At 73.7% G+C, this 23302-nt stretch carries 16 protein-coding genes and 1 other RNA gene; 10 read left to right on the plus strand and 7 right to left on the minus strand.

Translation table 11 applies throughout. The annotated features are described in order from the left end of the window. Positions 1-14: 14 nt before the first annotated feature. The gene (locus AB5J87_RS21615) at positions 15-2276 is read left to right on the plus strand and encodes a glycosyltransferase (protein WP_369378540.1); all 2262 of its coding nucleotides are present in this window, start codon (positions 15-17) and stop codon (positions 2274-2276) included. A gap of 13 nt (positions 2277-2289) precedes the next feature. Here the strand turns inward: AB5J87_RS21615 and rfbB are convergent, their stop codons facing one another. The 6 genes from rfbB to AB5J87_RS21645 all read right to left on the minus strand — a co-directional run bounded on the left by rfbB (position 2290) and on the right by AB5J87_RS21645 (position 12881). Then, positions 2290-3315: a dTDP-glucose 4,6-dehydratase gene (rfbB, locus tag AB5J87_RS21620; RefSeq protein ID WP_369378541.1), complete on the minus strand. Its 1026-nt coding sequence runs from the start codon at positions 3313-3315 to the stop codon at positions 2290-2292. A gap of 110 nt (positions 3316-3425) precedes the next feature. After that, positions 3426-5666 (minus strand): CDP-glycerol glycerophosphotransferase family protein, encoded by a 2241-nt coding sequence (locus AB5J87_RS21625; RefSeq protein WP_369378542.1) that lies wholly within the window; start codon positions 5664-5666, stop codon positions 3426-3428. A gap of 69 nt (positions 5667-5735) precedes the next feature. Further along, positions 5736-6614: a carbohydrate ABC transporter permease gene (locus AB5J87_RS21630; RefSeq protein WP_369378543.1), complete on the minus strand. Its 879-nt coding sequence runs from the start codon at positions 6612-6614 to the stop codon at positions 5736-5738. Then, the gene (locus AB5J87_RS21635) at positions 6611-7960 is read right to left on the minus strand and encodes a carbohydrate ABC transporter permease (RefSeq protein WP_369378544.1); all 1350 of its coding nucleotides are present in this window, start codon (positions 7958-7960) and stop codon (positions 6611-6613) included. Before AB5J87_RS21635 ends, AB5J87_RS21630 begins: the two co-directional genes overlap by 4 nt. 7 nt (positions 7961-7967) lie before the next feature. After that, positions 7968-9326, minus strand: coding sequence for an ABC transporter substrate-binding protein (locus AB5J87_RS21640; RefSeq protein WP_369378545.1), 1359 nt, complete (start codon positions 9324-9326; stop codon positions 7968-7970). Positions 9327-9533: 207 nt separating this feature from the next. Further along, positions 9534-12881, minus strand: a complete 3348-nt coding sequence (locus AB5J87_RS21645; RefSeq protein ID WP_369378546.1) for an FHA domain-containing protein — start codon at positions 12879-12881, stop codon at positions 9534-9536. Between the two features lie 385 nt (positions 12882-13266). On the opposite strand from AB5J87_RS21645, the gene AB5J87_RS21650 reads away from it, so the two are divergent. From AB5J87_RS21650 to AB5J87_RS21665, 4 genes are all read left to right on the plus strand, one after another. Beyond that, positions 13267-14931, plus strand: a complete 1665-nt coding sequence (locus AB5J87_RS21650; protein WP_369378547.1) for a serine/threonine-protein kinase — start codon at positions 13267-13269, stop codon at positions 14929-14931. A gap of 137 nt (positions 14932-15068) precedes the next feature. After that, positions 15069-16298, plus strand: a complete 1230-nt coding sequence (locus tag AB5J87_RS21655; RefSeq protein WP_369378548.1) for a serine/threonine-protein kinase — start codon at positions 15069-15071, stop codon at positions 16296-16298. Positions 16299-16367: 69 nt separating this feature from the next. After that, positions 16368-17474: a peptide chain release factor 2 gene (gene prfB, locus AB5J87_RS21660; RefSeq protein WP_369378549.1), complete on the plus strand. Its 1107-nt coding sequence runs from the start codon at positions 16368-16370 to the stop codon at positions 17472-17474. 282 nt (positions 17475-17756) lie between these two features. Continuing rightward, positions 17757-18785: a hypothetical protein gene (locus tag AB5J87_RS21665; RefSeq protein ID WP_369378550.1), complete on the plus strand. Its 1029-nt coding sequence runs from the start codon at positions 17757-17759 to the stop codon at positions 18783-18785. Between the two features lie 129 nt (positions 18786-18914). Here the strand turns inward: AB5J87_RS21665 and AB5J87_RS21670 are convergent, their stop codons facing one another. Next, positions 18915-19106: a hypothetical protein gene (locus AB5J87_RS21670; protein ID WP_369378551.1), complete on the minus strand. Its 192-nt coding sequence runs from the start codon at positions 19104-19106 to the stop codon at positions 18915-18917. 269 nt (positions 19107-19375) lie between these two features. Here AB5J87_RS21670 and ftsE point away from each other — a divergent pair, with 269 nt between their 5' ends. The 5 genes from ftsE (at position 19376) to ssrA (ending at position 23262) form a co-directional block, all read left to right on the plus strand. Further along, positions 19376-20065 carry a cell division ATP-binding protein FtsE gene (ftsE, locus tag AB5J87_RS21675; protein ID WP_369378552.1) on the plus strand — a complete coding sequence of 230 codons (690 nt, stop codon included), beginning with the start codon at positions 19376-19378 and terminating at the stop codon, positions 20063-20065. 48 nt (positions 20066-20113) lie between these two features. Further along, positions 20114-21031, plus strand: coding sequence for a permease-like cell division protein FtsX (gene ftsX, locus AB5J87_RS21680; protein WP_369378553.1), 918 nt, complete (start codon positions 20114-20116; stop codon positions 21029-21031). 89 nt (positions 21032-21120) lie between these two features. Next, positions 21121-22293: a S41 family peptidase gene (locus tag AB5J87_RS21685; RefSeq protein WP_369378554.1), complete on the plus strand. Its 1173-nt coding sequence runs from the start codon at positions 21121-21123 to the stop codon at positions 22291-22293. A gap of 18 nt (positions 22294-22311) precedes the next feature. After that, a complete protein-coding gene (gene smpB / locus AB5J87_RS21690) occupies positions 22312-22809 on the plus strand; it encodes an SsrA-binding protein SmpB (protein ID WP_369378555.1) in 498 nt (165 codons plus the stop codon). 83 nt (positions 22810-22892) lie between these two features. Further along, positions 22893-23262, plus strand: a transfer-messenger RNA (tmRNA) gene (gene ssrA / locus AB5J87_RS21695). Positions 23263-23302 lie beyond the last annotated feature (40 nt).

Consider the following 23302-nt stretch of genomic DNA (forward strand, 5'->3'; position numbering starts at 1 on the left):
AAGGTGTGCCCCGTATGACGCCCCGCCTCAGCGTCGTCGTCCCCGCCCGCAACGTCGAGGAGCGGCTGGGCGAGTGTCTGGACTCGCTGGCCCGGCAGACCTTCGAGGACCTCGCCGTGGTCGTCGTGGCCGACGGGTCCGCGGACACCGGCGCGGCGGTGGCGCGCGAACTCGCCGCGCGCGACGACCGGTTCACGGTGGTCGCCGGGGCGGGCGGCGGACTCGGCGCGGCCCGCAACACCGGGGTGGCGCACACCGCGCCCGGCTCGGCGTACCTGGCGTTCGTGGACGGGGACGGCGTACTGCCCGGCCGGGCCTTCGAGTTGCTGGTCGGCGTGCTCGACAAGACCGGCTCGGACTTCGCCTCGGGCAATGTGCTGCGGCTCGGCGCGCACGGACGGCTGGCACAGCACCCGCTGTTCGCCCGGCCGATGCGGGCGACCCGGACCGCCATCCACGTCACCGAGGACTGGTCGCTGCTCGCGGACCGGATCGTCTGCAACAAGGTGTTCCGCCGGGAGTTCTGGGACGCCCGCTCCTACGCCTTCCCCGAGGCCGTGCCGCACCAGGACGCGCCGGTGGCCGTGCCCGCGCACTTCGCGGCCCGCTCGGTCGACGTGCTCCAGGACGCCGTCTACTACTGGCGGAACCGGGACGGGGCGCTCGCCGGGCGGCGGGCCGAGGCGCGCGAGGCCGCCGCCCGCGCGGCGGCGGTGCTCGGCGTCAGCGCCTCGCTCGCGGCCGTGCCCGAGCACAAGCGGCACTACGACGAGTCGGTGCTGCGCGACGACCTGTGGCACTTCGCGCGGGCGCTGCCCGAGGGCGACGACGCCTACCGGGAGGCGTTCCTGCGCCACGCCGGGGAGTTCGTCGCGCGGGCGGCCCCGGAGGCGTTCGCCGCGCTGCCGCCGCAGTCGCGGGTGGTGTGGCAGCTGGTCCGCGAGCGGCGGCTGACGGAGCTGCTGGCGCTGCTGGAGTTCGAGCGGACCAGTCCCCGTACGCACCTGGTGCGCGGGCTGCGCCGCCGCACCGCCGAGTATCCGCCGCTGACCGCGCCCGTACCGCGCGAGGCCGTCGCCCTGGCCCCCGCCGACCTGCCGCTGGAGGCGCGGCTGACCGGCGCCGAGTGGCGCGACGGCACGCTGAGGCTCACCGGGTACGGCTATGTCCGCAACCTCCCCGCGACCGCCCGGCGGCACGCGCTGAAGGCGGCCTGGCTGCGCGGCGCCGACCGGCGCACCCTGCCGCTGCGGCTGCGCCGCGTCAACGACCCTTCCGTGACCGCCCGTTCGGGCCAGCGGCTGCACGGCTACGACTGGGCGGGCTTCGAGATCACCGTCGACCCGGCCCGGCTGCTCACCGAGTCCGCCACCACCACCTGGAAGCTGGTCCTCGGCGTGCTCGGCCACGGTGTGGCGCGCCGGGGCGGAGTGGCGGACGGGGGCGCCCAGCTGGGCCCGCACCACCTGGACGAGCACACCCGGATCGTCCCCGCCTTCGCCGACGGGCGGCTCCAGCTGCACGCCGAGCGCGTCCAGACCTGGCTGACCGGCCACGAGTGCGGCGCCGGGGTGCTGCGGCTCACCGGGGAGACCCGGACCCGCGCGGGCGCGCTGCGGCTCGGCCACCTGCACTCGGGGGCGGCGGTCCAGGTGCCGCTCGAACGGGACGGCGCGCGGTTCACCGCCGAGGTGCCGCTGGAGGAGCTGGCCCAGGTGCGCGGCCGTGGCCCGGTGCGGGCGCCGCACGGCGAGCACCGCCCCCGCGACACGTACACCGTCCAGCTGGTCGGGGCGGACGGCAGGCGGCTCCCGGTCGCCGCGTCCGCCACCCTGCCGCTGGGCCGCCACGCCGTGCCCGGGGGCCGCGAGCTGGCCCTCACGGTGAGCGCCCGGGGCAACGCCCTGCTCCACGACGAGCTGCCCCACGCGTACGCCGAGGACATCGCCTGGACCGGCGACACCCTGTTCGCCGAGGGCTGTTACGGCGGCCCGGCCCGGCCGCTCCAGCTGCGCCGCGCGGGCGCGGAGGAGGAGGTCGAGCTGCCGGTGCGGTACGCGGACGGCCGCTTCCGGGCCGAGTCGGCCTGCGAGGCGCTGACGCTGCTGGAGGAGGGGGAGTGGCTGCTGTTCGTGGGCGAGGGACCGGTGCGGCCACCGGCCGCCGCCGGGCTGCTCCCGGCCGTCCGCGCCTTCGCCGGGCGGGAGTTCGCGGTCCGCCGCCACGGCCACGACCGGCTGGTGCTCGTGGTGGGCCCGGCGCGGTGCGGCAGCTGAGCGCGGCGCCCGCTCACCGGCCCGCCCCGCGCCGCAGCGGCTCCCACCAGGAGCGGTGGGCGCGGTACCAGTCGACGGTCTCGGCCAGCCCCCGGGCGAAGTCCTTGCGGGGCGCGTAGCCGAGCTCGGTGCGGAGCTTGGTCCAGTCGACGCAGTAGCGCCGGTCGTGGCCCTTGCGGTCCTCGACGTGCACGACCCGGTCCCGGCCCGCGCCGCAGGCCGTGAGCAGCAGCCCGGTCAGCTCCCGGTTGGTGAGCGCGGTGCCGCCGCCGACGTTGTAGACCTCGCCCGCGCGCCCGCCGGTGCGCACCAGCTCGACGGCCCGCACGTGGTCGTCGACGTGCAGCCAGTCGCGCACCTGGAGCCCGTCCCCGTACAGCGGCACGTCCTGGCCGTCCAGGAGCCGGGTGACGAACAGCGGGATCAGCTTCTCGGGGAACTGGTGGGGGCCGTAGTTGTTGGAGCAGCGCGTCACGCGCACGTCCAGGCCGTGGGTGCGGTGGTAGGAGAGCGCCACCAGGTCGGCGGACGCCTTGGAGGCCGCGTACGGGGAGGTGGGGCGCAGCGGGTGCTCCTCCGGCCAGGAGCCCCGCTCGATCGACCCGTACACCTCGTCCGTGGAGATGTGCACGAAGGGGCCGGTCCGGTGGCGCAGGGCCGCGTCCAGCAGGGTCTGGGTGCCCAGCACATTGGTGCGGACGAACTCGGCGGCGCCGGTGATCGAGCGGTCGACGTGCGACTCGGCGGCGAAGTGCACCACCTGGTCGTGCTCGCCGACCAGTTTGTCGACCAGCTCGGCGTCGCAGACGTCGCCCGCCACGAAGGCGAAGCCGGGGTGGGCGCGCACGGGGTCGAGGTTGGCGGCGCTGCCCGCGTAGGTGAGCTTGTCGAGGACGGTCAGCTCGACGCCGCCGGGCCCGTCCGGGCCGAGCAGCGTACGGACGTAGTGCGAGCCGATGAATCCGGCGCCGCCGGTGACGAGGATGCGGGTGGCCGCGTACGGGCGCGGGCGGAGGCCGAGGGGGACGGGTGCTTTCACGGGAACCACCGGGGTCCGGGAGGGGGCGGGCGGACGGCCGACGAGAGGATCACGGCCGGGCGTGCACCCCACGGCTGCCCTCCCGAAGGCCCCGGACCAGCCCCGAACGCCTAGACCAGCCCCGCGAGCTCCCGCTGCGCCGCGTCGGCGGACCGGGTCGCCGACGGCGCCGGGCGGCGGTCCTCGACGGGCACCACCGGCGGCAGCGCCCCGGTCTGGCCCAGGAACACCCGGCGCACCACCCGCTCCGCCGCGTGCCCGTCGTCGTACGGGCAGAAGCGGGCCCGGAACGCGGCCCGCAGCTGGGCCGAGCGGGAGCCGCGCCAGTGGCCGGTGGTGAAGATGTCGATCAGTTCGTCCTCGGTGCGCGCCACCGCGCCCGGCGGGCAGGCCCGCAGGTCGAAGTAGGTGCCCCGGGCCGCCTCGTACGCCTCCCAGTCGTCGGTGTGGACCACGATCGGGCGGTCCAGGTTGGCGTAGTCGAACATCAGCGACGAGTAGTCGGTGACCAGCGCGTCGGCGGCCAGGCACAGCTGCTCCACCGAGGGGTGCTCGCTGACGTCGACGACCCGGGGGTGCAGGCCCGCCGCCGCCAGCGGGGCGCCGTCGGCGAAGTGGGCGCGGGTGAGCAGCACGAAGCCGGGGCCGAGCGTGCGGGCCACCCGTTCCAGGTCGAGCGGGAGGTGCCGGCCGCGCAGGTAGTCGCGGTGGGTCGGCGCGTACAGGACGGCGGTGGCGTCCGCCGGGATGCCGAGGCCGTCGCGCAGCCGGGCCACGTCGGCGGCGGTGGCGTGCTGGAAGACGTCGTTGCGCGGATAGCCGTATTCGAGCGTGGTGTAGCCGGACGGATAGGTGCGCTCCCAGGTCAGCGAGGAGTGCAGATTGGCGGAGAGGCTGTAGTCCCACTGGTCGCTGCCGGCGACGAGCGCGCCGAAGTCGGTGTCGCGGGCGGCGGCCGGACGGTCCATCAGATCCAGGCCCATGGCCTTGAGCGGGGTGCCGTGATGGGTCTGCAGCAACACCTGGCCGGGCCGCTTGACCAGCCCTCGGTCGAACTCGACATTGCTGACCAGGTACTTGGACCGGGCCAGCGTCGTCCAGTACGCCATGGAGCCGGTCCGCACCCGGCGGGTCGCGGGCGGCACGGTGTGCAGCCGGCGGGCGTCGGCGGCCCACGCGGTGCGCACCCGTGGCACCAGCTCGCGCACCTGCGCCTCGACGGCGGCCGGGTTGCAGGCGTACCCCCGGCCCCCGTACGCGCTGAACAGCGCCTCGTCGCGCAGCGGCAGCCGCCGCTGCACGCGGTAGTGCAGCCGCAGCGCGCCCGAACGCAGGGCGCGGCCCAGGGCGACCGCGCGCCGGGCGGCGGCGCCGCGCAGCGCGCGCAGGGCCCCGAGCGCGGTGTAGGTGCGGTGCGCGCCGAGCCGCACCAGACCGTGCCGCACCCGTACGCGCAGGGTGCGCGGGCCCGCGCCCGGGGAGCGGTGGCGGCGGTACTGGGCGCGGGCGCGGTGGAAGAACTCGGCGCGGCTGCCGTGCGGCAGCCGGATGCGGGCGGTGAAGACGGCCAGGAAGTGGTCGGCCATCTTCCGGAAGACCGGCGGGCGCCAGACGGCCAGTTCGGGGCGCGCGTCGATGAACGCGAAGACCCGGTCGTACTGGTCGAAGAGGTCGAAGTGGCGCGGGCTGGTGGTGGACAGGACGCTGCCCTGGCGGCGCTGGCGGTAGTGGACGCAGACCCGGTCCAGGGTGGAGATCGACTCCGCCGACATCAGCGCCGGGTACGTCCAGGGCGCGTCCTCGTAGTAGCCGGGCGTGAAGGTGAAGCCCTGCTCCTCGATGAACTCGCGGCGGTACGCCTTGTTCCACACCACGCTCAGCAGCTTCAGCAGGCCCGGCCGGTCGGCGAGGCGGAAGGTGGCGGGACCGGACTCGGCGAGCTGCGCCGCCGCCTTGTTGCGCACGCGCTCGCCGGACCAGAAGGCGCGGGCGTAGTCGTAGACCAGCACGTCCGGGTCGCCGGTCTCCTTCAGCCGGTCCGCGACGGCCTGGAGGGCGCCCGGGGTGAGGGTGTCGTCGCCGTCCAGGAAGACCACGTAGTCGCCGGTGGCACGGGCCAGGCCCGCGTTGCGGGCGGGGCCGATGCCGGTGTTGGACTCCAGGTGCACGGCGGTCACCCGGCGGTCGCGGGCGGCGTGTTCGTCGATGATCGCGCCGCACGCGTCCGGTGAGCTGTCGTCCACCGCGATCAGTTCCAGATCGTCGTACGACTGGCTGAGCACGGAGCCCAGGCAGTCGTGCAGATAAGCCTGGACCTTGAACACGGGAACGATCACGCTGAACCGGGGCATGGCCCCTAGAACGGCGAATGGCGCGCGTGGGTTACGCGGCTGGTGGCGGAGGGGGTAAGCGCACGGCGGCTACTTGACGGCGCCCGCCATCACCCCCGACACGAACTGGCGCTGGAACGCGAAGAACACGGCCAGCGGGATGACCATCGAGACGAACGCGCCGGGCGCCAGGACGTCGATGTTGTTGCCGAACTGCCGTACCTGCTGCTGCAGGGCGACCGTGATCGGCGGGTGCTTGGAGTCCGCGAAGATCAGCGCCACCAGCATGTCGTTCCAGACCCACAGGAACTGGAAGATGCCCAGCGAGGCGATGGCCGGACCGCCGAGCGGCAGCACGACCCGGGTGAACAGCCGCAGCTCGCCCGCCCCGTCGAGCCGGGCGGCCTCCAGCAGCTCGCGCGGGATCTCCGCGAAGAAGTTCCGCAGCAGGAAGATCGCGAACGGCAGTCCGAAGGCGACGTGGAAGGTGATGACGCCGACCGTCGTCTCGAAGATCCCGATCTTGCCGAAGAGCTTGGCGACCGGCACCAGCGCGACCTGGACCGGCACCACCAGCAGGCTCACCACCAGCATGAACCACCAGTCGCGGCCGGGGAACTCCATCCAGGCGAAGGCGTATCCGGCGAGCGAGCCGATCACCACGACCAGCACGGTCGCGGGGACGGTGATCAGCACGGTGGAGAGCAGCGAGTCGGTGACCGTGCTGTTGTCGAGCAGCTCGGAGTAGTTGTGGAAGGTCAGCTGGGACGGGTCGCCGAACGCCTTCCACCAGCCGCTGGAGGCGATGTCGGCGGGGCTGCGCAGCGAGGAGAGCAGCAGCCCGGCGGTCGGCAGCAGCCAGAACAGGCCGACCAGGACCAGGAAGACGCGCAGCGCGCCGCCGCCCGCGCGCCCGGCGATCCGGGCGGGCAGCGACCGCCGGGCCTTGACGACACCCACGACCGTCATCGCCGGGCCTCCCGCCGCATCCTGCGAATGTTGAGGACCATCACCGGGACCACCAGGACCAGCAGCAGCACCGCGATCGCGCTGCCCACCCCGAGGTCGGCGTCGGTGCCGAACGAGGAGCGGTAGAGCTGGAGCGCCAGCACGTTGGCGTCGGCCTGGCTGGAGCCGGGCGCGATGATGAAGATCAGGTCGAAGATCTTCAGTACGTTGATCATCAGCGTCGCCAGGACGACCGCCAGGACCGGCGCCAGCAGCGGAACCGTCACCCGCCGGAAGACCTGCCACTCGTTGGCGCCGTCCACCCGGGCCGCCTCCAGGAGCTCGCGCGGCAGCCCCGCGAGCCCGGCCGCGATCAGCACCATCGCGAACCCGGCCCACATCCAGATGTAGGAGCCGATGATGGCCGGGGTCACCAGCGTCGGGCCGAGCCACTGGACGCCGTTGTAGGGCTCGCGGAAGTTGCTCTGCGGCAGCCGCAGCCGGGCGCCGTCGGCCCGGGCGGGCAGCGTGAACGTGCCGTCGGCGTGCGCGGTCGCCGTGGCGACCACCTGGCCGTTCTTCACGGCTTCGATCTTCAGGCCCTTGAGGCCGGTCTCCTTGGGGTCAATGGTGTTGGGGGTGCCGCCGCCTCCCTTGGTGAAGTCCAGCCAGGCGGTTCCGCTCACTTTCCCAGGGGCCGGTACGGACGCCTTCGCGGCCTTGGCCGACGAGGGCACCTTGTCGGCGGGCACCCCGACGAGCGGCAGCAGCACCGGCTGCCCGGTGTGCACCGCCTCCTTGGTGACGAACGTGCCGCCCCCGCCCGGCTCCAGCGGCGCCGAGGGCAGCGGACGGGCCCGGGGGAACCCGGCCGACTCGGCGAAGGTGTCGTGCACCCCGACCCAGACGGCGTTGGCCACGCCCCGGCCCGGGTCCTGCTCGTACACCAGCCGGAAGATGATCCCGGCCGCCAGCATCGAGATCACCATCGGCATGAAGACGACCAGCTTGAACGCCGTGCCCCAGCGCACCCGTTCGGTCAGTACGGCGAAGATCAGCCCGAGCGCGGTGGCGACCGTCGGCGCGCACACCACCCAGATCGCGTTGTTCTTGACGGCCGTGCGGATGCTGTGGTCGGTGAAGAGCGTCCGGTAGTTGTCGAACCCGGCGAAGCCGTCGCCGGACTGGTCGAAGAAGGACCGGTAGAGCGAGTAGCCGATGGGATAGACGACCAGCGCGCCGAGCAGCACCAGCGCGGGCAGCAGGAACGCGGCGGCCAGCGAGGAGCGGGTCCCGGTCACCCGGCGGCGCGGCCCGGGGGCGGGGGAGGGCGCGGACGGCGGTGCCGGTACCGGTGCGGTGGTCACGGCCGCGTCACCTCTGGTACGCGGCGGCCGCGTCGGCCTCCAGCCGGGACTGGGCGCCGGAGACGTCCTTGGGGTTCTTCAGGAAGTCCTGGAGGTCCTTCCACTCGCCCTTGCCCGGCGTCCCGCCGAACGACTGCGGCGCCTGGTCGGACATGTCGAACCGGACGTCGTCCCCGGCCGCCACCAGCGCCTTGGCGATGCCGCGCTGCACGTCGTTCGGGTAGGCGGCCAGATCCGTGGACTTGTTCGGCGAGATGTAACCGCCCGCCGCCGCCCAGATCCCGGCGGCGTCCGGCGAGGCCAGCCAGGTCAGCAGCGCCTGCGCGCCCGCCGTGTCCTTCAGCGCCACGGCCGCGTCGCCGCCGGTCACCACCGGCGCCTTGGCGCCGACCGCCGGGAACGGGAAGACCTTCGCGTCCGTACCCACCTTGGCCGAGGTCTGGGCGATGTTGATGCTGACGAAGTCGCCCTCGAAGACCATGGCCGCCTTCGGCTGGTCGCCACCGGTGAACGTCTGGGTCACCGAGGCCGGGAACTCGGTCTGCAGCGCGCCGCTCGCGCCGCCCGCGATCAGATCCGGCTTGCCGAAGAGCCCGCCCAGCGTCGTCAGGGCCGCCTTGACCGACGGATCGGTCCACTTGATGCGGTGCTGGGCGAGCTGGTCGTACTTCTCGGGCCCGGCCTGGGAGAGGTAGACGTTCTCGAACCAGTCGGTCAGCGTCCAGCCGTCGGCGGCGCCGACCGAGACGGGGGTGACGCCGGAGGCCGAGATGGTGTCGGCGGTGGCGAGGAACTCCGGCCAGGTCGTGGGGACCTTGGCCCCGGCCGCGTCGAAGACCTTGGTGTTGTACCAGACCAGCGACTTGTTGGCGGCCTTGAAGTACACCGCGTACTGGGTGCCGTCCACCGCGCCCAGGTCCTGCCACACCTTGGCGTAGTTCTTGGCGAGCTGCTCCTTGGCCGGTGCCCCGACGGGCTTGAGCCACTTCTTCCGGGCCGCCTGCTGGATCGCCCCGACCTGCGGCAGCATGGCCACGTCGGGCGGACTGCCACCGGCGATCTTGGTGCCGAGGAAGTTGACGATCGGGTCCTGGGCGGGAACGAAGGTGACGGTGGCGCCGGTCCGCTTCTCGAACTCCTTGAGCACCTTGACGAAGTTGGCCTGCTCGGGCCCGGTCCACACGGCCGCGACCTCGATCTTCTGCCCGTCCAGCCGGGGCAGCGTCAGGGAGGATCCGGCGGGGCCGCCCGCGCTCTTGGTCGGCCCGGGCCCCTCGTCCTTCTTGTCGTCGCTGCCGCACGCGGCGGCGGTGAGGGCGAGCACTCCGATGATGGCCGTTCCGACCCACTTCCGACCTGTACGCATGAGCTGCCGCCTCCCGCCGTCGAGGTCGTCCCGTCCGGACAGTCCTACGCCCGGTGCGGGGGGCCCGCAATACCACGATCGCCGTCAACTGTTCGATCGTGATGGGCTCGTGACGTGGCGTCAGTTACGCGCGGGGCGGAAGGGGCGAGGGGGGCGGCGCGCCCGGTCCCCGTCGGCCCGGGGCCGGAGCGGCGGCCCGGCGGCCGGTCAGAGGCCCTCCGGGGCGACCGCGTGGACCAGCCGGGCCGCCCGGTCCAACGCGCTGGCCAGCAGCGCGAGATCGGTCGGGCCGTTGCCCAGCTCCCGCACCGGCCGCCGGGCCGGCGGATCCCCCATCCGCTCCCACTCCAGCGGGACCACGGTCGGCCGCAGCGTGGCCGTCCGGGGTATGCGCCCGGTGACCCGGCCGCCCTGGAACGGGGTCACCGTCCCGTCCGCCCCGAACAGCCGCCCCCGGCCCGGCGAGGGCTCCTCGGGCGACGGCGCCGCCGGGGGCGCGTCGAGCCGCACCACCTGCCGTACGCCACGGGCCAGTTCGGTGTCGGCCGTGCGCTCCGGGCGGGCCGAGGTCGCGACCAGGTGCACCCCGAGCCGCTCGCCGTCCCGGGCCACCGCCTCCAGCGCCCGCACCACCGACCCGGCGGCGGGCCGCCCGGGGCTGCCGAGCGCCGGGGCGACCAGCGCGTCCAGATCGTCCACCAGGACCACCAGCCGGGCGGGCGGCGGGGGTCCCTCCGTACGCGGCCGGGCCATCGGGCGCAGCCGCAGCGTGCTGGTGGACGACGCCTCCACGTCGCCCCGCTGCTCGGCCGCCGGGGCCGGGCGCTGCCCCACGGCCCGCCCGGCCACCTCCTGGGCCCCGTGCTCTTCCGCCCACGCGGCGAAGCCCGCCTCGCCGAACAGCTCGGCGCGCCGCTTCAGTTCGGCCCCCAGGGCCTGGGCGAACTCCCGCATCCGGACCGGGTCCGAGGCCACCAGATGCGTGGTCACGTGCGGCAGTTCGGTGCACGGGCGCAGCCCTTCGCCGCGCTCGCCGCCCGCCCCGTCGACCAAGACCAGACCCAGCCGGTCCGGGCGCGCCCCGGCCGCGAGCGAGGCCGCGACCGCCCGCAGCAGCTCGGTGCGCCCGCTGCCCGCCGGGCCCTCGACCAGCAGGTGCGGCCCGTCCGTGGCGAGGGCGACGCCGACCGGGCCGCGCGGGCCGGTGCCGAGCACCACCGCGCCGTCCGGCGCCGACTCCCAGCGCGCCATCAGGGACGCGGGCGTGGCCCGGGCCAGCCCCAGCTCGTCCAGGAGCCGGGAGGAGGGCGGCAGGGCGGCGGCGGGGCGGCCCGCCGCGACGGCCGCCGCGTCGCCCGCGCGCAGCGGCGCCAGGGCCCGCGCGAACCGCTCGGCCCACGCCGCCGACACCGCGTCCACCACCGCCAGCGTGCCGTGGCCCGCCGGGCGCCCGCCGGCGGTGCGCAGCAGCCGCAGCGCGGTGGCCACGTCACCGCTGAGCAGCGCCGCCGCCCCGCACTCGCGGAACGGGAGCGAGACCGCGCACGCCGACTCGTACGTCGCCTCCAGCGGCGAGAGCGGGGAGGCGGGCGGGGTCTCGGCCAGGCACAGCAGATGGATCCCGGCCGCGCCCCCGGCACTGGCCAGCCGGGCCGTGGTCTCGCGCAGCGCCGACGAGCCGGGGTCGCCGTCGACGACGACCACCGTGAACGGGCCGCGGTACGCGCGCGTGGCCTCCGCCACCGCCGACGGCTCGGCCGAGGCCCAGCCGGGCCCGAGCGGGCTGTCGTCGAGGCGCCGGACCAGCTCCGTCGTCCGGGCGGTGGCCTGGTCCCGGTCGTAGGCGAGCAGCAGCCGGCAGTCCTGGCCGTGGCCCGGCCGCACGTGCGGGAGCCAGCCGAGCCAGCCCCACTCCGCCGTGCGGGTCTGGAGGCTGCGACCGCGCTCGGTGCTGATGAGGACGATCTCCAGGTCGGCCGGTGAGTGCAGCGCGGCCAGCTGGGCCACGACCGCCCTCGCCAGTCCGTTCAGCCGGGCGCGCGGCCCGGCCAGGCCCAGCGAACCCGCCTCGCGCAGCCCCGCGGTGACCGGCACGGCCGCGAGGTCGCCCCGGTCCGCGGTCCCGACCCGGACCGCCAGCGCCTCCGGGTGGCCCGGCCGCCGCTCCCACAGGCGCGGCCCGGGGCCGAGCGCGGTGAGCAGCAGCGCCGCCGGGTCCGGCCAGCGCTCGGGGGCGGGGGCGACGCCCGGCGCGACGGCCTCGGTGCGCACCGGCTCCGGCTCGTACACCGGCTCGCCCCGGCCGCCGGTGAGCCGCCGGGCCCAGGCGCCGATGCCGCCGCGCCGACGGCCGCCGTCACCGTCGTCCACGCGTGCGTGCTCGACCTCTTCCGGCACGCGGGTGCCGCGCGCGGGCGTGCCGGTGCGGCGCCCGGCGCCGGTGGCGGGGGACTGCCGGGGCACGCCGGTGGCCGCCGGGCGCGCCCCGGGCCGGGCGGCTCCCGGCTCCTGGCGGGGGAGCGGGCCGGGCGCCGGATCCGTCCGGGGCCCGCCCTGCTGGCCGGGGATCCCGCCGGACAGGCCGCCGAACTCTCCGTAGCCCTGTTCCGTGCGCCCCGGCTCCGGCCGGTCCTGGCGCCGCTGCTCCGGGCGCTCCCGCTGCGGATGCCCCCGGTCCGGGTGGCCCGGCGCGGGGCGCTCCCCGTACGCCCGCGCGCCGTCGTCGCGGCCGTGCGGCCGGGCGCCCTCCGCCGCGGTCTGCGCCCGGTGTTCCGCGGCGAAGGGGCCGCCGCCCGTGCCGTGCGTCGTCCTTCCGTACTCCCCCGCCGCTCCCGGCTCGCTCGCCGGGCGCGGGGCGGGCACCCGGCCGCTCTCCGGTCCGGACGCCGGGGCGGGCGCGTCCGCCGGGCTCACCCGGATGTGGCCCTCCCCGTCCGCCACCGCCGCCAGCGTCCCGGCGGCCGGGGCGCCGGGGCCCAGCCGCAGCGTCGACTCGCCCAGCCGCAGCAGGGCGCCCGGGGCGAGGCGGACCGGCTCGGGGCCGACCGGCGCGCCGTCCACGCGGGTGCCGTTGGTCGAGCCGAGGTCGGCCACCGACACCCGGCCGCCCTCGCCGACGGTCACCGCGCAGTGCAGCCGGGACACGTCCGGATCGTCCAGCGGAACGTCCGCCTCCGCCGAGCGGCCGACGCGGATCTGGCCGCCGTGCAGCAGATGGACGCCGCCCGCGTCGGGCCCGGCGACCACGCAGAGCCGGACCTGGGCGGCCTCCTCGTGCCCTCCTCCGTACGCCTCCGGGTCGCTGGGGGCGGACAGGGACAGCACCGCCCCGTCCACCAGCGGCGGCTCGCCGAGGACGCGGCGCTGCGGATCCAGCCGCTCGCGGCCCGCGTAGAGCACCACCGTGCTGGAGATCTCGGAGCCGGACACGGCCGTGGCCAGGCCGGAGGCGACGGCGGCGAGCGCGGTCCCCGAGGGTGCGGTCACGAGCACGTCGCAGGCGCGCGCCGCAGCGTGCGCGCTGCGCGGCGCGAGGACGGTCAGCCGGATCTGCATCGCCTCGGCGGTCCCTTCTGCGCGGGGGTGCCGGGCATGGAGGGAAGGACCCTTGTGATTCCCCCCACCGGGCACACATGTCGTGCTGAGGGCATCCTCGCACCTGCCACTGACAACACGCCCGCCACCCACCGGCAAGTGATCTTGAATGGTCGGCTCTCGACGCAAATGTGGCCGCAAAGTGGCCGGTTGCGCACCCCGTCGGAATCGATCACCCCGGTTCGGTACGACCGTTCGGCAACCTTCCGTACGACGGTGACGTCTTTACCTCGAACACCGGGAACGTGTGAGCCCGCGCGGCCACGGCCGGCGGCATTACAGTGGGCCGCCGGGACCTCCCGAACCAGTCGGAGAGAACCAGTCGGACCAGCAGGGAGCGCATGACGTGCGGCCGGTAGGCAGCAAGTACTTGCTCGAGGAGCCGCTCGGACGCGGCGCCACGGGCACTGTCTGGCGCGCCAGCCAGCGGGAAGCGGCGGGCGCGGAGGCGGCCGTGGCGGGCCGGCCGGGCGAGACGGTGGCGATCAAGGTCCTCAAGGAGGAGCTCGCCAACGACGCCGACATCGTGATGCGGTTCCTGCGCGAGCGCTCGGTGCTGCTGCGGCTGACCCACCCCAACATCGTGCGCACCCGCGACCTGGTCGTCGAGGGCGATCTGCTCGCCCTGGTCATGGACCTGGTCGACGGCCCCGACCTGCACCGCTACCTGCGCGAGAACGGCCCGTTCACGCCGGTCGCCGCGGCCCTGCTCACCGCGCAGATCGCCGACGCGCTGGCGGCCAGCCACGCCGACGGCGTGGTCCACCGCGACCTGAAGCCGGCCAACGTCCTGCTGGACGAGCGCGACGGCGCGATGCACCCGATGCTCACCGACTTCGGCATCGCGCGCCTCGCCGACTCCCCGGGCCTGACCCGTACGCACGAGTTCGTGGGCACGCCCGCGTACGTGGCGCCGGAGTCCGCCGAGGGCCGCCCGCAGACCTCCGCCGTCGACGTCTACGGCGCCGGGATCCTGCTCTACGAGCTGGTCACCGGGCGTCCGCCGTTCGCCGGCGGGACGGCGCTCGAAGTGCTGCACCGGCATCTGAGCGAGGAGCCGCGCCGCCCCACCACCGTCCCCGCTCCGCTGTGGACGGTCATCGAGCGCTGTCTGCGCAAGAACCCGGACGAGCGGCCCAGCGCCGTGAACCTCGCCCGCGGCCTGCGCGTCGTCGCGGCGGGCATCGGGGTGCACTCGACCCCGGCCCAGGTCGAGGCGGCCGACGGCGTCGGCGCCCTGCTGGTGCCCGACCCGGCGCCCGCCCCGGTCCCCGAGGTCCCGGGCGCCGCCGACCCCACCCAGGTGCTGCCGAACACCGGGCCCTCGTACGACCCGGCCGCCGCGACCTCGCTGCTGCCGAACACGGGCGCCGCCGACCCGACCGCGGTCATGCCGCCGGTGCCGCCCGGCCGGCCGGGCTTCGGGCACGGGCCGGGCGACCAGCAGCAGCCCGAGCAGCCGCACCCCTGGCAGTCCCAGCTCCAGGCGGCCCGCGACCGCAACGAGCAGACGCAGGTGCAGTACCTGGACCCGGAGCAGGACCCGCTGCGCCGCCGCCCGCACCGCCAGCAGCCCCCGCAGTACCAGCAGCAGCCCCCGCAGCAGCACCAGCAGAGGCCGCAGCAGTACGGCCAGCAGCAGCCCCCGCAGTACCGCCAGCAGCCCCAGCACCAGCAGTACGCGGCGCCCCCGCAGCACCAGCAGTACGCGCCGCCGCCCCAGCAGCAGTACGCCCCGCCGCAGGCGCCCCAGCCGCAGCAGCCGCAGGCCCCCGCGCCCCGCGAGCCGCGCCGGCGCGGCGCCAACCCGATGCGGATCCCGGGCCTCGGCTGCCTCAAGGGCTGTCTGTTCACCGTCGTCCTGCTGTTCGTGGCGGGCTGGCTGGTCTGGGAGCTGACCCCGCTCCAGGACTGGGTGGCCGAGGGCAAGAGCTACTGGCAGGCGATCGGGGACGCGGTCTCCAAGGTCTCCGGCTGGATCGGCGACCTCGGCGGCAAGTCGGGCGGCTGAGGCCCCCGGAACGCCGTCCGGAACACCGACTTCATCGATTTGTCGACTTCCCAGGGGTGATTTCGCGCTGGGAAGTGAAGGTTGGCGTCCCGGCCGCGTAGCCTCGGCGTGCACAGCCAGCCGCTGAGGGAGCAGTCTTGGCACGGAATATCGGCAGCCGGTACACCGCCCACCAGATCCTGGGGCGGGGCAGCGCCGGCACGGTGTGGCTCGGCGAGGGCCCGGACGGGCCCGTCGCCATCAAGCTGCTGCGCGAGGACCTCGCCGCCGACCAGGAGCTCGTGGGCCGCTTCGTCCAGGAGCGCACCGCCCTGCTCGGCCTCGACCACCCCAACGTCGTGGGCGTGCGCGACCTGGTCGTCGACGGCAACGACCTCGCCCTGGTCATGGACCTGGTGCGGGGCACGGACGTGCGCACCCGGCTGGACCGCGAGCGCCGGCTGGCCCCCGAGGCGGCGGTGGCGATCGTCGCCGACGTGGCCGACGGCCTGGCCGCCGCCCACGCGGCCGGGGTCGTGCACCGGGACGTCAAGCCCGAGAACATCCTGCTCGACATGCAGGGCCCGCTCGGCCCCGGCGGCGCCCACCCGGCCCTGCTGACCGACTTCGGCGTCGCCAAGCTGATCGACACCCCGCGCCGCACCAAGGCCACCCGGATCATCGGCACCCCCGACTACCTGGCCCCCGAGATCGTCGAGGGCCTGCCGCCGCGCGCCGCCGTCGACATCTACGCCCTGGCGACCGTCCTCTACGAGCTGCTGGCGGGCTTCACGCCGTTCGGCGGCGGCCACCCCGGCGCGGTCCTGCGCCGCCACGTCACCGAGACCGTGGTGCCCCTGCCGGGCATCCCGGACGAGCTGTGGCAGCTGGTCGTGCAGTGCCTCGCCAAGGCCCCGGCCTCCCGGCTGCGCGCCTCGGAGCTCTCCGCCCGGCTGCGCGAGCTGCTGCCGCTGGTGGCGGGCATGCCCCCGCTGGACGTCGACGAGCCGGGCTCCGAGGAGCACGAGGAGCCGGTGTACGAGGAGCCCGCCGCGCCCTCCACCAGGCCCCGGCGGGGCGCGGTGCCGCTGGTGCCGGGCGCGCCGCTCGACTCCAACCGCGACACCCACACCAGCATGCGGGTCCCCGGCCCCGACGAGCTCGCGGGCGGCCCGCTGGGCACGGCCCGCGTCCCGCGCTCCACCGGCACCCCGCGGCCCGGCTCGGCCCGGCACAAGGCGGACCAGCTGCGCAGACGGCGGCTGATCCTGGGGGCCTCGGCGGTGGTCCTCACGGCGGCGGTGGGCGTCGGCGGCTGGCTGGCCACCTCGGGCGGCGACGACAAGCCTCCGCAGGACTCCAAGCACTCGGCGCCGGGGCCCCCGTAGCGGGCGGGTCGCGCGGCCCGGGGGCGGCGCGGGGGAAACGTCCTTGCGCACAGCCGTTACGCTGGACCCGTGGCAGTCGTCGATGTATCCGAAGAGCTGAAGTCCCTCTCCTCGACCATGGGGTCGATCGAGGCCGTCCTGGACCTCGACAAGCTGAGGGCAGACATTGCCGTGCTCGAGGAGCAGGCCGCGGCCCCGTCCCTGTGGGACGACCCGGAGGCGGCCCAGAAGATCACGAGCAAGCTTTCGCACCTCCAGGCCGAGGTCCGCAAGACCGAGGCGCTGCGCGGCCGGATCAACGACCTCGGGGTGCTCTTCGAGCTCGCCGAGGAGATGGACGACGCGGACACCCTCGCGGAGGCGGAGGCCGAGCTGGTCTCCGTGCGCAAGGCGCTGGACGAGATGGAGGTCCGTACGCTCCTGTCCGGCGAGTACGACGAGCGCGAGGCGCTGGTCAACATCCGCGCCGAGGCCGGCGGCGTCGACGCCTCGGACTTCGCCGAGCGCCTCCAGCGCATGTACCTGCGCTGGGCCGAGCGCCACGGTTACTCGACCGAGGTCTACGAGACGTCGTACGCGGAAGAGGCCGGCATCAAGTCGACCACCTTCGTCGTCAAGGCGCCGTACGCCTACGGCACGCTCTCCGTCGAGCAGGGCACGCACCGGCTGGTGCGCATCTCGCCGTTCGACAACCAGGGCCGCCGCCAGACGTCGTTCGCGGGCGTGGAGATCCTCCCGGTCGTCGAGCAGTCCGACCACGTCGAGATCGACGAGTCCGAGCTGCGCGTCGACGTGTACCGCGCCTCCGGCCCGGGCGGCCAGGGCGTCAACACGACCGACTCCGCGGTCCGGATCACGCACATCCCGACCGGCATCGTCGTCTCCTGCCAGAACGAGCGCTCCCAGATCCAGAACAAGGCGAGCGCCATGAACGTCCTCCAGGCCAAGCTCTTGGAGCGCCAGCGCCAGGAGGAGCGCGCCAGGATGGACGCGCTCAAGGGCGACGGCGGCAGCTCCTGGGGCAACCAGATGCGTTCGTACGTGCTGCACCCGTACCAGATGGTCAAGGACCTGCGCACCGAGTTCGAGGTCGGCAACCCGCAGTCGGTGCTCGACGGCGAGATCGACGGCTTCCTCGAAGCGGGAATTCGCTGGCGCAAGCAGCAGGAGAAGTAATCGGCGGCCCTTTCGGGGCTTTGTCGACAAGGGAACTGCCGTTCATTGAGCGGCAGTTCCCTTTTTTCGTCACAGTCGCAATCCCGTACGACGGGCAATTGAGCTGAATACCGGCATTTCGTGCGCAACGGCCTTGACGTCATTCTCGGGAGTGCGGAAGGGTGGCGCGCGGCATGCGTATTTCCGGGGCGCGTGTGACGGGGCGACGGAAAACGGATCCCCCAGTCCCGCGGCACCCGGGCGCTGCTCCATGACGATTGAGCTACTGGGGGTAGCAGGCAGATGACGAAAATGACGCGGATCCGCGTTGCACGGATAGCCGCGGGCGCGGTGATCGCGGCGGGTGCGTCCCTGACCGCCGCGGGGGCGGCCCAGGCCGTCGGCGTCGACGTGAACATCGGTGGCATCGGCGCCAAGGCCGAGGCCAACAAGAGCGGCATCGGCGTGGGCGTCCAGGGTGAGACCGACGGCGGCACCGGCACGGTCGGTGGCATCGGCGGCGCCGACACCGGCGGCTCGACCGGCGGTTCGTCGTCCTCGGGCGGCTCGGCCGACGGCGGCTCCTCCTCCTCGGGCGGTTCCGCCGACGGCGGCTCCTCCTCCTCGGGCGGTTCCGCCGACGGCGGTTCGTCCTCCACGGGCGGCATCGGCGGCGCCGACACCGGCGGTTCGACGGGCGGCTCGTCCTCGACCGGCGGTTCTTCGGCGACGGGTGGTTCGTCCTCGACCGGCGGTTCGTCGTCCTCGGGCGGCTCGTCCTCGACGGGTGGTTCCTCCTCGACCGGCGGTTCGTCCGCCACGGGCGGCTCCTCCTCGACCGGTGGTTCCTCCGCGACCGGTGGTTCCTCCACCTCGGGCGGCTCCTCCTCCACGGGTGGTTCGTCCTCGACCGGCGGTTCGTCGTCCTCGGGCGGCTCGTCCTCGACCGGCGGCTCCTCGGCCACCGGCGGTTCGTCCGCCACGGGCGGTTCTTCGACCGGTGGCTCCTCCGCGACCGGCGGTTCCTCCACCTCGGGCGGCTCCTCCTCGACCGGCGGCTCCTCGGCCACCGGCGGCTCCTCCAGCACCGGTGGCAGCACCGGTGGCTCCGGCACCTGCACCGTCTCCCTCGACGGCGCCAGCTGCCCGGACAACACCACCCCGGACGGCGGCGGCTCCAAGCCGGTCGAGCAGGGCCAGGCCAAGGACGAGCTCGCCGAGACCGGTGCGGGCGAGACCACGTTCCTGCTGCTCGGCGCCGCGACGATGATCGCCGGTGGCGTCGGCTTCCGGTTCATGCCGCGGCTGGTCGGTGGCCGCAACGTCGCCTGACCGGCACGGACGGTAGTCGGTCCGCGGTACGCAAATGGGGCCCGGGGTGCATGCGCATCCCGGGCCCCACCTGCGTAAAGCCGTAATCCGTGAAGCCGTGGTCCGTGAACCCGCGGCCGTGCCGCCCCGTCAGACGCTCTGGTGGGCCAGCAGCGCCACCGCGGCCACCAGCACCACGAGCAGGGTCACCAGCGCGGCCGGGCTCAGACCGCCCCAGGGGCCCTCCTGCTGCAGCCGCTCACGGTTGGCCCGGCACACGGGGCAGCGGCCCTCGCTGACCGGCGCCGCGCAGTTCGCGCACACCAATCGGTCATAGGTCATGCGCTTTCCTCCTCCCGCGCGGCGGAGCCGCTGCAAGCACGTACTGCTCCGCACAACGCTCAGGGAAACGCAACCGTTCCCCCTACCACTGTGCCAGCTCCCGCGCGTTTCGGCGCGCCCCACCGGATTCTGCCCCCTCCAGGGGGCCGGGGGCTCCCGTCAACAGGGACATAAGGCGCATCCCCGGAACATCCTCGGACGGCGCCTGCACGGCCCAGGCCGGTTCGCGTAGTGTCACGCACACCTATTCCCGGCGACCGTGGTGCACCGTGATCCGATTCGACAACGTCTCCAAGACCTATCCCAAGCAGAGCCATCCGGCGCTGCGGGAGGTCTCCCTCGACATCGAGAAGGGTGAGTTCGTCTTCCTCGTCGGTTCGTCCGGCTCCGGGAAGTCGACCTTCCTGCGACTCATCCTCCGCGAGGAGCGCGCCAGCCATGGGCAGGTGCACGTGCTCGGCAAGGACCTGGCCCGGCTCTCCAACTGGAAGGTGCCGCACATGCGGCGCCAGCTCGGGACCGTCTTCCAGGACTTCCGCCTCCTCCCCAACAAGACCGTCGCCGAGAACGTCGCCTTCGCCCAGGAGGTCATCGGCAAGCCGCGCGGGGAGATCAGGAAGGCCGTGCCGCAGGTGCTCGACCTCGTCGGGCTCGGCGGCAAGGAGGACCGCCGCCCCGGTGAGCTCTCCGGCGGTGAGCAGCAGCGCGTGGCCATCGCGCGGGCCTTCGTCAACCGGCCGATGCTCCTGATCGCGGACGAGCCGACCGGCAACCTGGACCCGCAGACCTCGGTCGGCATCATGAAGCTCCTGGACCGGATCAACCGGACCGGGACGACCGTCATCATGGCGACCCACGACCAGAACATCGTCGACCAGATGCGCAAGCGTGTTATCGAGCTCGAAAAGGGCCGTCTCGTACGTGACCAGGCGCGCGGCGTCTACGGCTACCAGCACTGATGCGCTGAGCATCGAGCCCGAAAGCACGGAAAGGCTTAACCAGACGCCATGCGCGCGCAGTTCGTACTCTCGGAGATCGGCGTCGGTCTCCGCCGCAATCTGACCATGACGTTCGCCGTCATCGTCTCGGTCGGCCTGTCCCTGGCCCTGTTCGGCGGTTCGCTGCTGATGCGGGACCAGGTCAACAACATGAAGGGCTACTGGTACGACAAGGTCAACGTCTCGATCTTCCTCTGCAACAAGGCCGACGCCGAGTCCGTCGCCAAGTGCTCCAAGGGCGCCGTCACCGCCCAGCAGAAGAAGGACATCGAGGGCGACCTGAAGAAGCTGGACATCGTCCAGACCGTCACGTACGAGTCGGCCGACGAGGCGTTCAAGCACTACAAGGAGCAGTTCGGCGACTCGCCGATGGCGGGTTCGATCACGCCGGACCAGATGCAGGAGTCGTTCCGGGTCAAGCTCAAGGACCCGGAGAAGTTCAAGGTGGTCGCCACCGCCTTCGCCGGGCGCGACGGCGTCCAGTCCGTGCAGGACCAGAAGGGCATCCTGGAGAACCTGTTCGGTCTGCTCAACGGCATGAAGGTGGCCGCGCTCCTGGTCATGTCGGTGATGCTGGTCGTGGCGCTGATGCTGATCGTCAACACCGTCCGGGTGTCCGCGTTCAGCAGGCGGCGCGAGACCGGGATCATGCGCCTGGTCGGTGCGTCGAGCTTCTACATCCAGGCGCCGTTCATCATGGAGGCCGCGTTCGCCGGAGTGCTCGGCGGCGTCGCCGCCTCCGGCATGCTGCTGGTCGGCCGCTACTTCATGATCGACCACGGCCTGGACCTCTCCCACAAGCTCAACCTCATCAACTTCATCGGCTGGGACGCGGTCCTCGCCAAGGTGCCGCTGGTGCTGGCGGCCAGCGTGCTGATGCCCGCCGTCGCCGCGTTCTTCGCGCTGCGCAAGTACCTGAAGGTGTGACGCACGGTCCGTACGGTGTGAGATGCGCCCCGGGCGCCGTGGGAGCAACAGCCCCTGCGGCGCCCTCGCGTTGTCCTAGACTCGACGCCATGTCAGGTCCGGACAGCCGTCCCAGGTCCCGCGGAGTGCGCCGCGGGGCGACTCTGACATTGGTCTTCGTCGCGGTCCTGACGACCGCCGCCATCACCGACGCGCTGCCCAGGGCCGAGGAGCGCCGGGCCCCGCTGCACGCCCTGCCCGCCTCGGCCGCCGAGCCCCGCGACCGGGGCGCCGACGTGGCCCGGGCCGCCGCCGAGGCGCTGGCCGACGGCAAGTCCGCCACCCTCGCCGCCGCCGAGGCGGTCAGCCGCAGCGGCGACCGCTGGGGCGCGGTGTACGACCCGAGCGCGTACGAGCAGTTCGAGGACGCCCTGGACGGCCGGTACACCGGCGTCGGCCTGTGGGCCCGGCGCACCGGCGACGGGCGCGTGGAGGTCGCCCGGCTGCAGAGCGGCGGCCCGGCCGCCCGCGCCGGGATCCGGGCGGGGGACCGGCTGCGTACGGTCGACGGCCGCGCGGTCGACGGACTGCCGGTCACCGAGGTCGTCGCCCTGCTGCGAGGCGAGGGCGCCACGGCGGGCAGCCGGGTCGTGCTGGGCCTGGAGCGGGCCGGGCGGAGCTGGAGCGAGTCGCTGCACCGGGCCGAGCTCACCACCGAGGCGGTCACCGTCAGCACGCTGCCCGGCGGCGACGTGCTGATCAAGGTGGCGGCGTTCACCAAGGGCTCCGGCGAGCGGGTGCGCACGGCGGTGCGCCGGGCGCCCGACGGCGCCGGGGTCCTCCTCGACCTGCGGGGCAACACCGGCGGCCTGGTCACCGAGGCCGCCTCGGCCGCCTCCGCCTTCCTGGACGGCGGGCTGGTCGCCACGTACGACGTGCACGGCCGCCAGCGCGCGCTCTACGCGGACCGGGGCGGCGACACCGGGCGCCCCCTGGTCGTCGTGGTCGACAGCGGCACCATGAGCGCGGCCGAGCTGCTGACCGGGGCGCTCCAGGACCGGGGCCGGGCCGTCACCGTGGGCTCGCGCACCTTCGGCAAGGGCTCGGTCCAGATGCCGACCGACCTGCCGGACGGCTCGGTCGCCGAGCTGACCGTCGGCCACTACCGCACCCCGGCCGGCCATGGCGTCGACGGCCGGGGGATCACCCCGGACGTACCGGTCACCGAGCACGCCCAGGCGCGGGCCGAGACAGTATTGGGTGGCCTCGGGGGGCGGTCGTAGTGCGAAAATGGCCGCACTATGGCTAAGGCAAAAGACAAGGACAAGGGCGACGGCCGCAAGATCGTCGCGCAGAACAAGAAGGCGCGGCACGACTACCTGATCATCACCACCTACGAGTGCGGTCTCGTGCTCACGGGTACGGAGGTGAAGTCGCTGCGGCAGGGGCGGGCGTCGCTGGTCGACGGCTTCGTGCAGATCGACGGCGGCGAGGCGTGGCTGCACAACGTCCACGTGCCGGAGTACGCGCAGGGCACCTGGACCAACCACAGCGCCCGCCGCAAGCGCAAGCTGCTGCTGCACCGCGCCGAGATCGACAAGCTGGAGTCGAAGTCGCAGGAGTCGGGTCACACGATCGTGCCCCTCGTCCTCTACTTCAAGGACGGCCGGGCGAAGGTCGAGATCGCGCTGGCGAAGGGCAAGAAGGAGTACGACAAGCGCCAGACGCTGCGGGAGAAGCAGGACACCCGCGAGACCAACCGCGCCGTCGCGGCGGCCCGCCGCCGTCAGCGGGCGTAAATGTCCTGGCGAGCGGTGGCGCGCGTCGCGTACCATGGCTTCAGCGCCGCCCCCCGGGGCGGAGCACCTTGTTAAAAAAACATGGGGATGATCGGTTTCGACAGCGGATGTCGAAGCAGGTGAAGCGTGTCGAGGAAGCGGCAATGATCTCGTAAACCATATGTCGCAACCAATAATCGCCAACACCAAGCGCGATTCCTTCGCCCTCGCTGCCTAAGTAGCGACTTGCGAAGTGTCAGCCCGGGGGTGATCCCGACCCGGATCCTGGCATCATCAAGGGATCTAAACTTCTGAGCCCGGCCACGGGACCCAGAAGGAAATCAAACAGTGGCTGAGCCCGTCGGAGACTTGTTCGCGTGATCTCCGGGGCCGAGAAAATCGCAGCGAACTGCACACGGAGAAGCCCTGATTCCGCACCGTTGGACGCGGGTTCGATTCCCGCCATCTCCACAATTCCCATGTGGGCGAAGGCCCGGCCGCGACAGCGGCCGGG

This window comes from Streptomyces sp. cg36 (genome assembly GCF_041080675.1).
GTDB lineage: Bacteria > Actinomycetota > Actinomycetes > Streptomycetales > Streptomycetaceae > Streptomyces.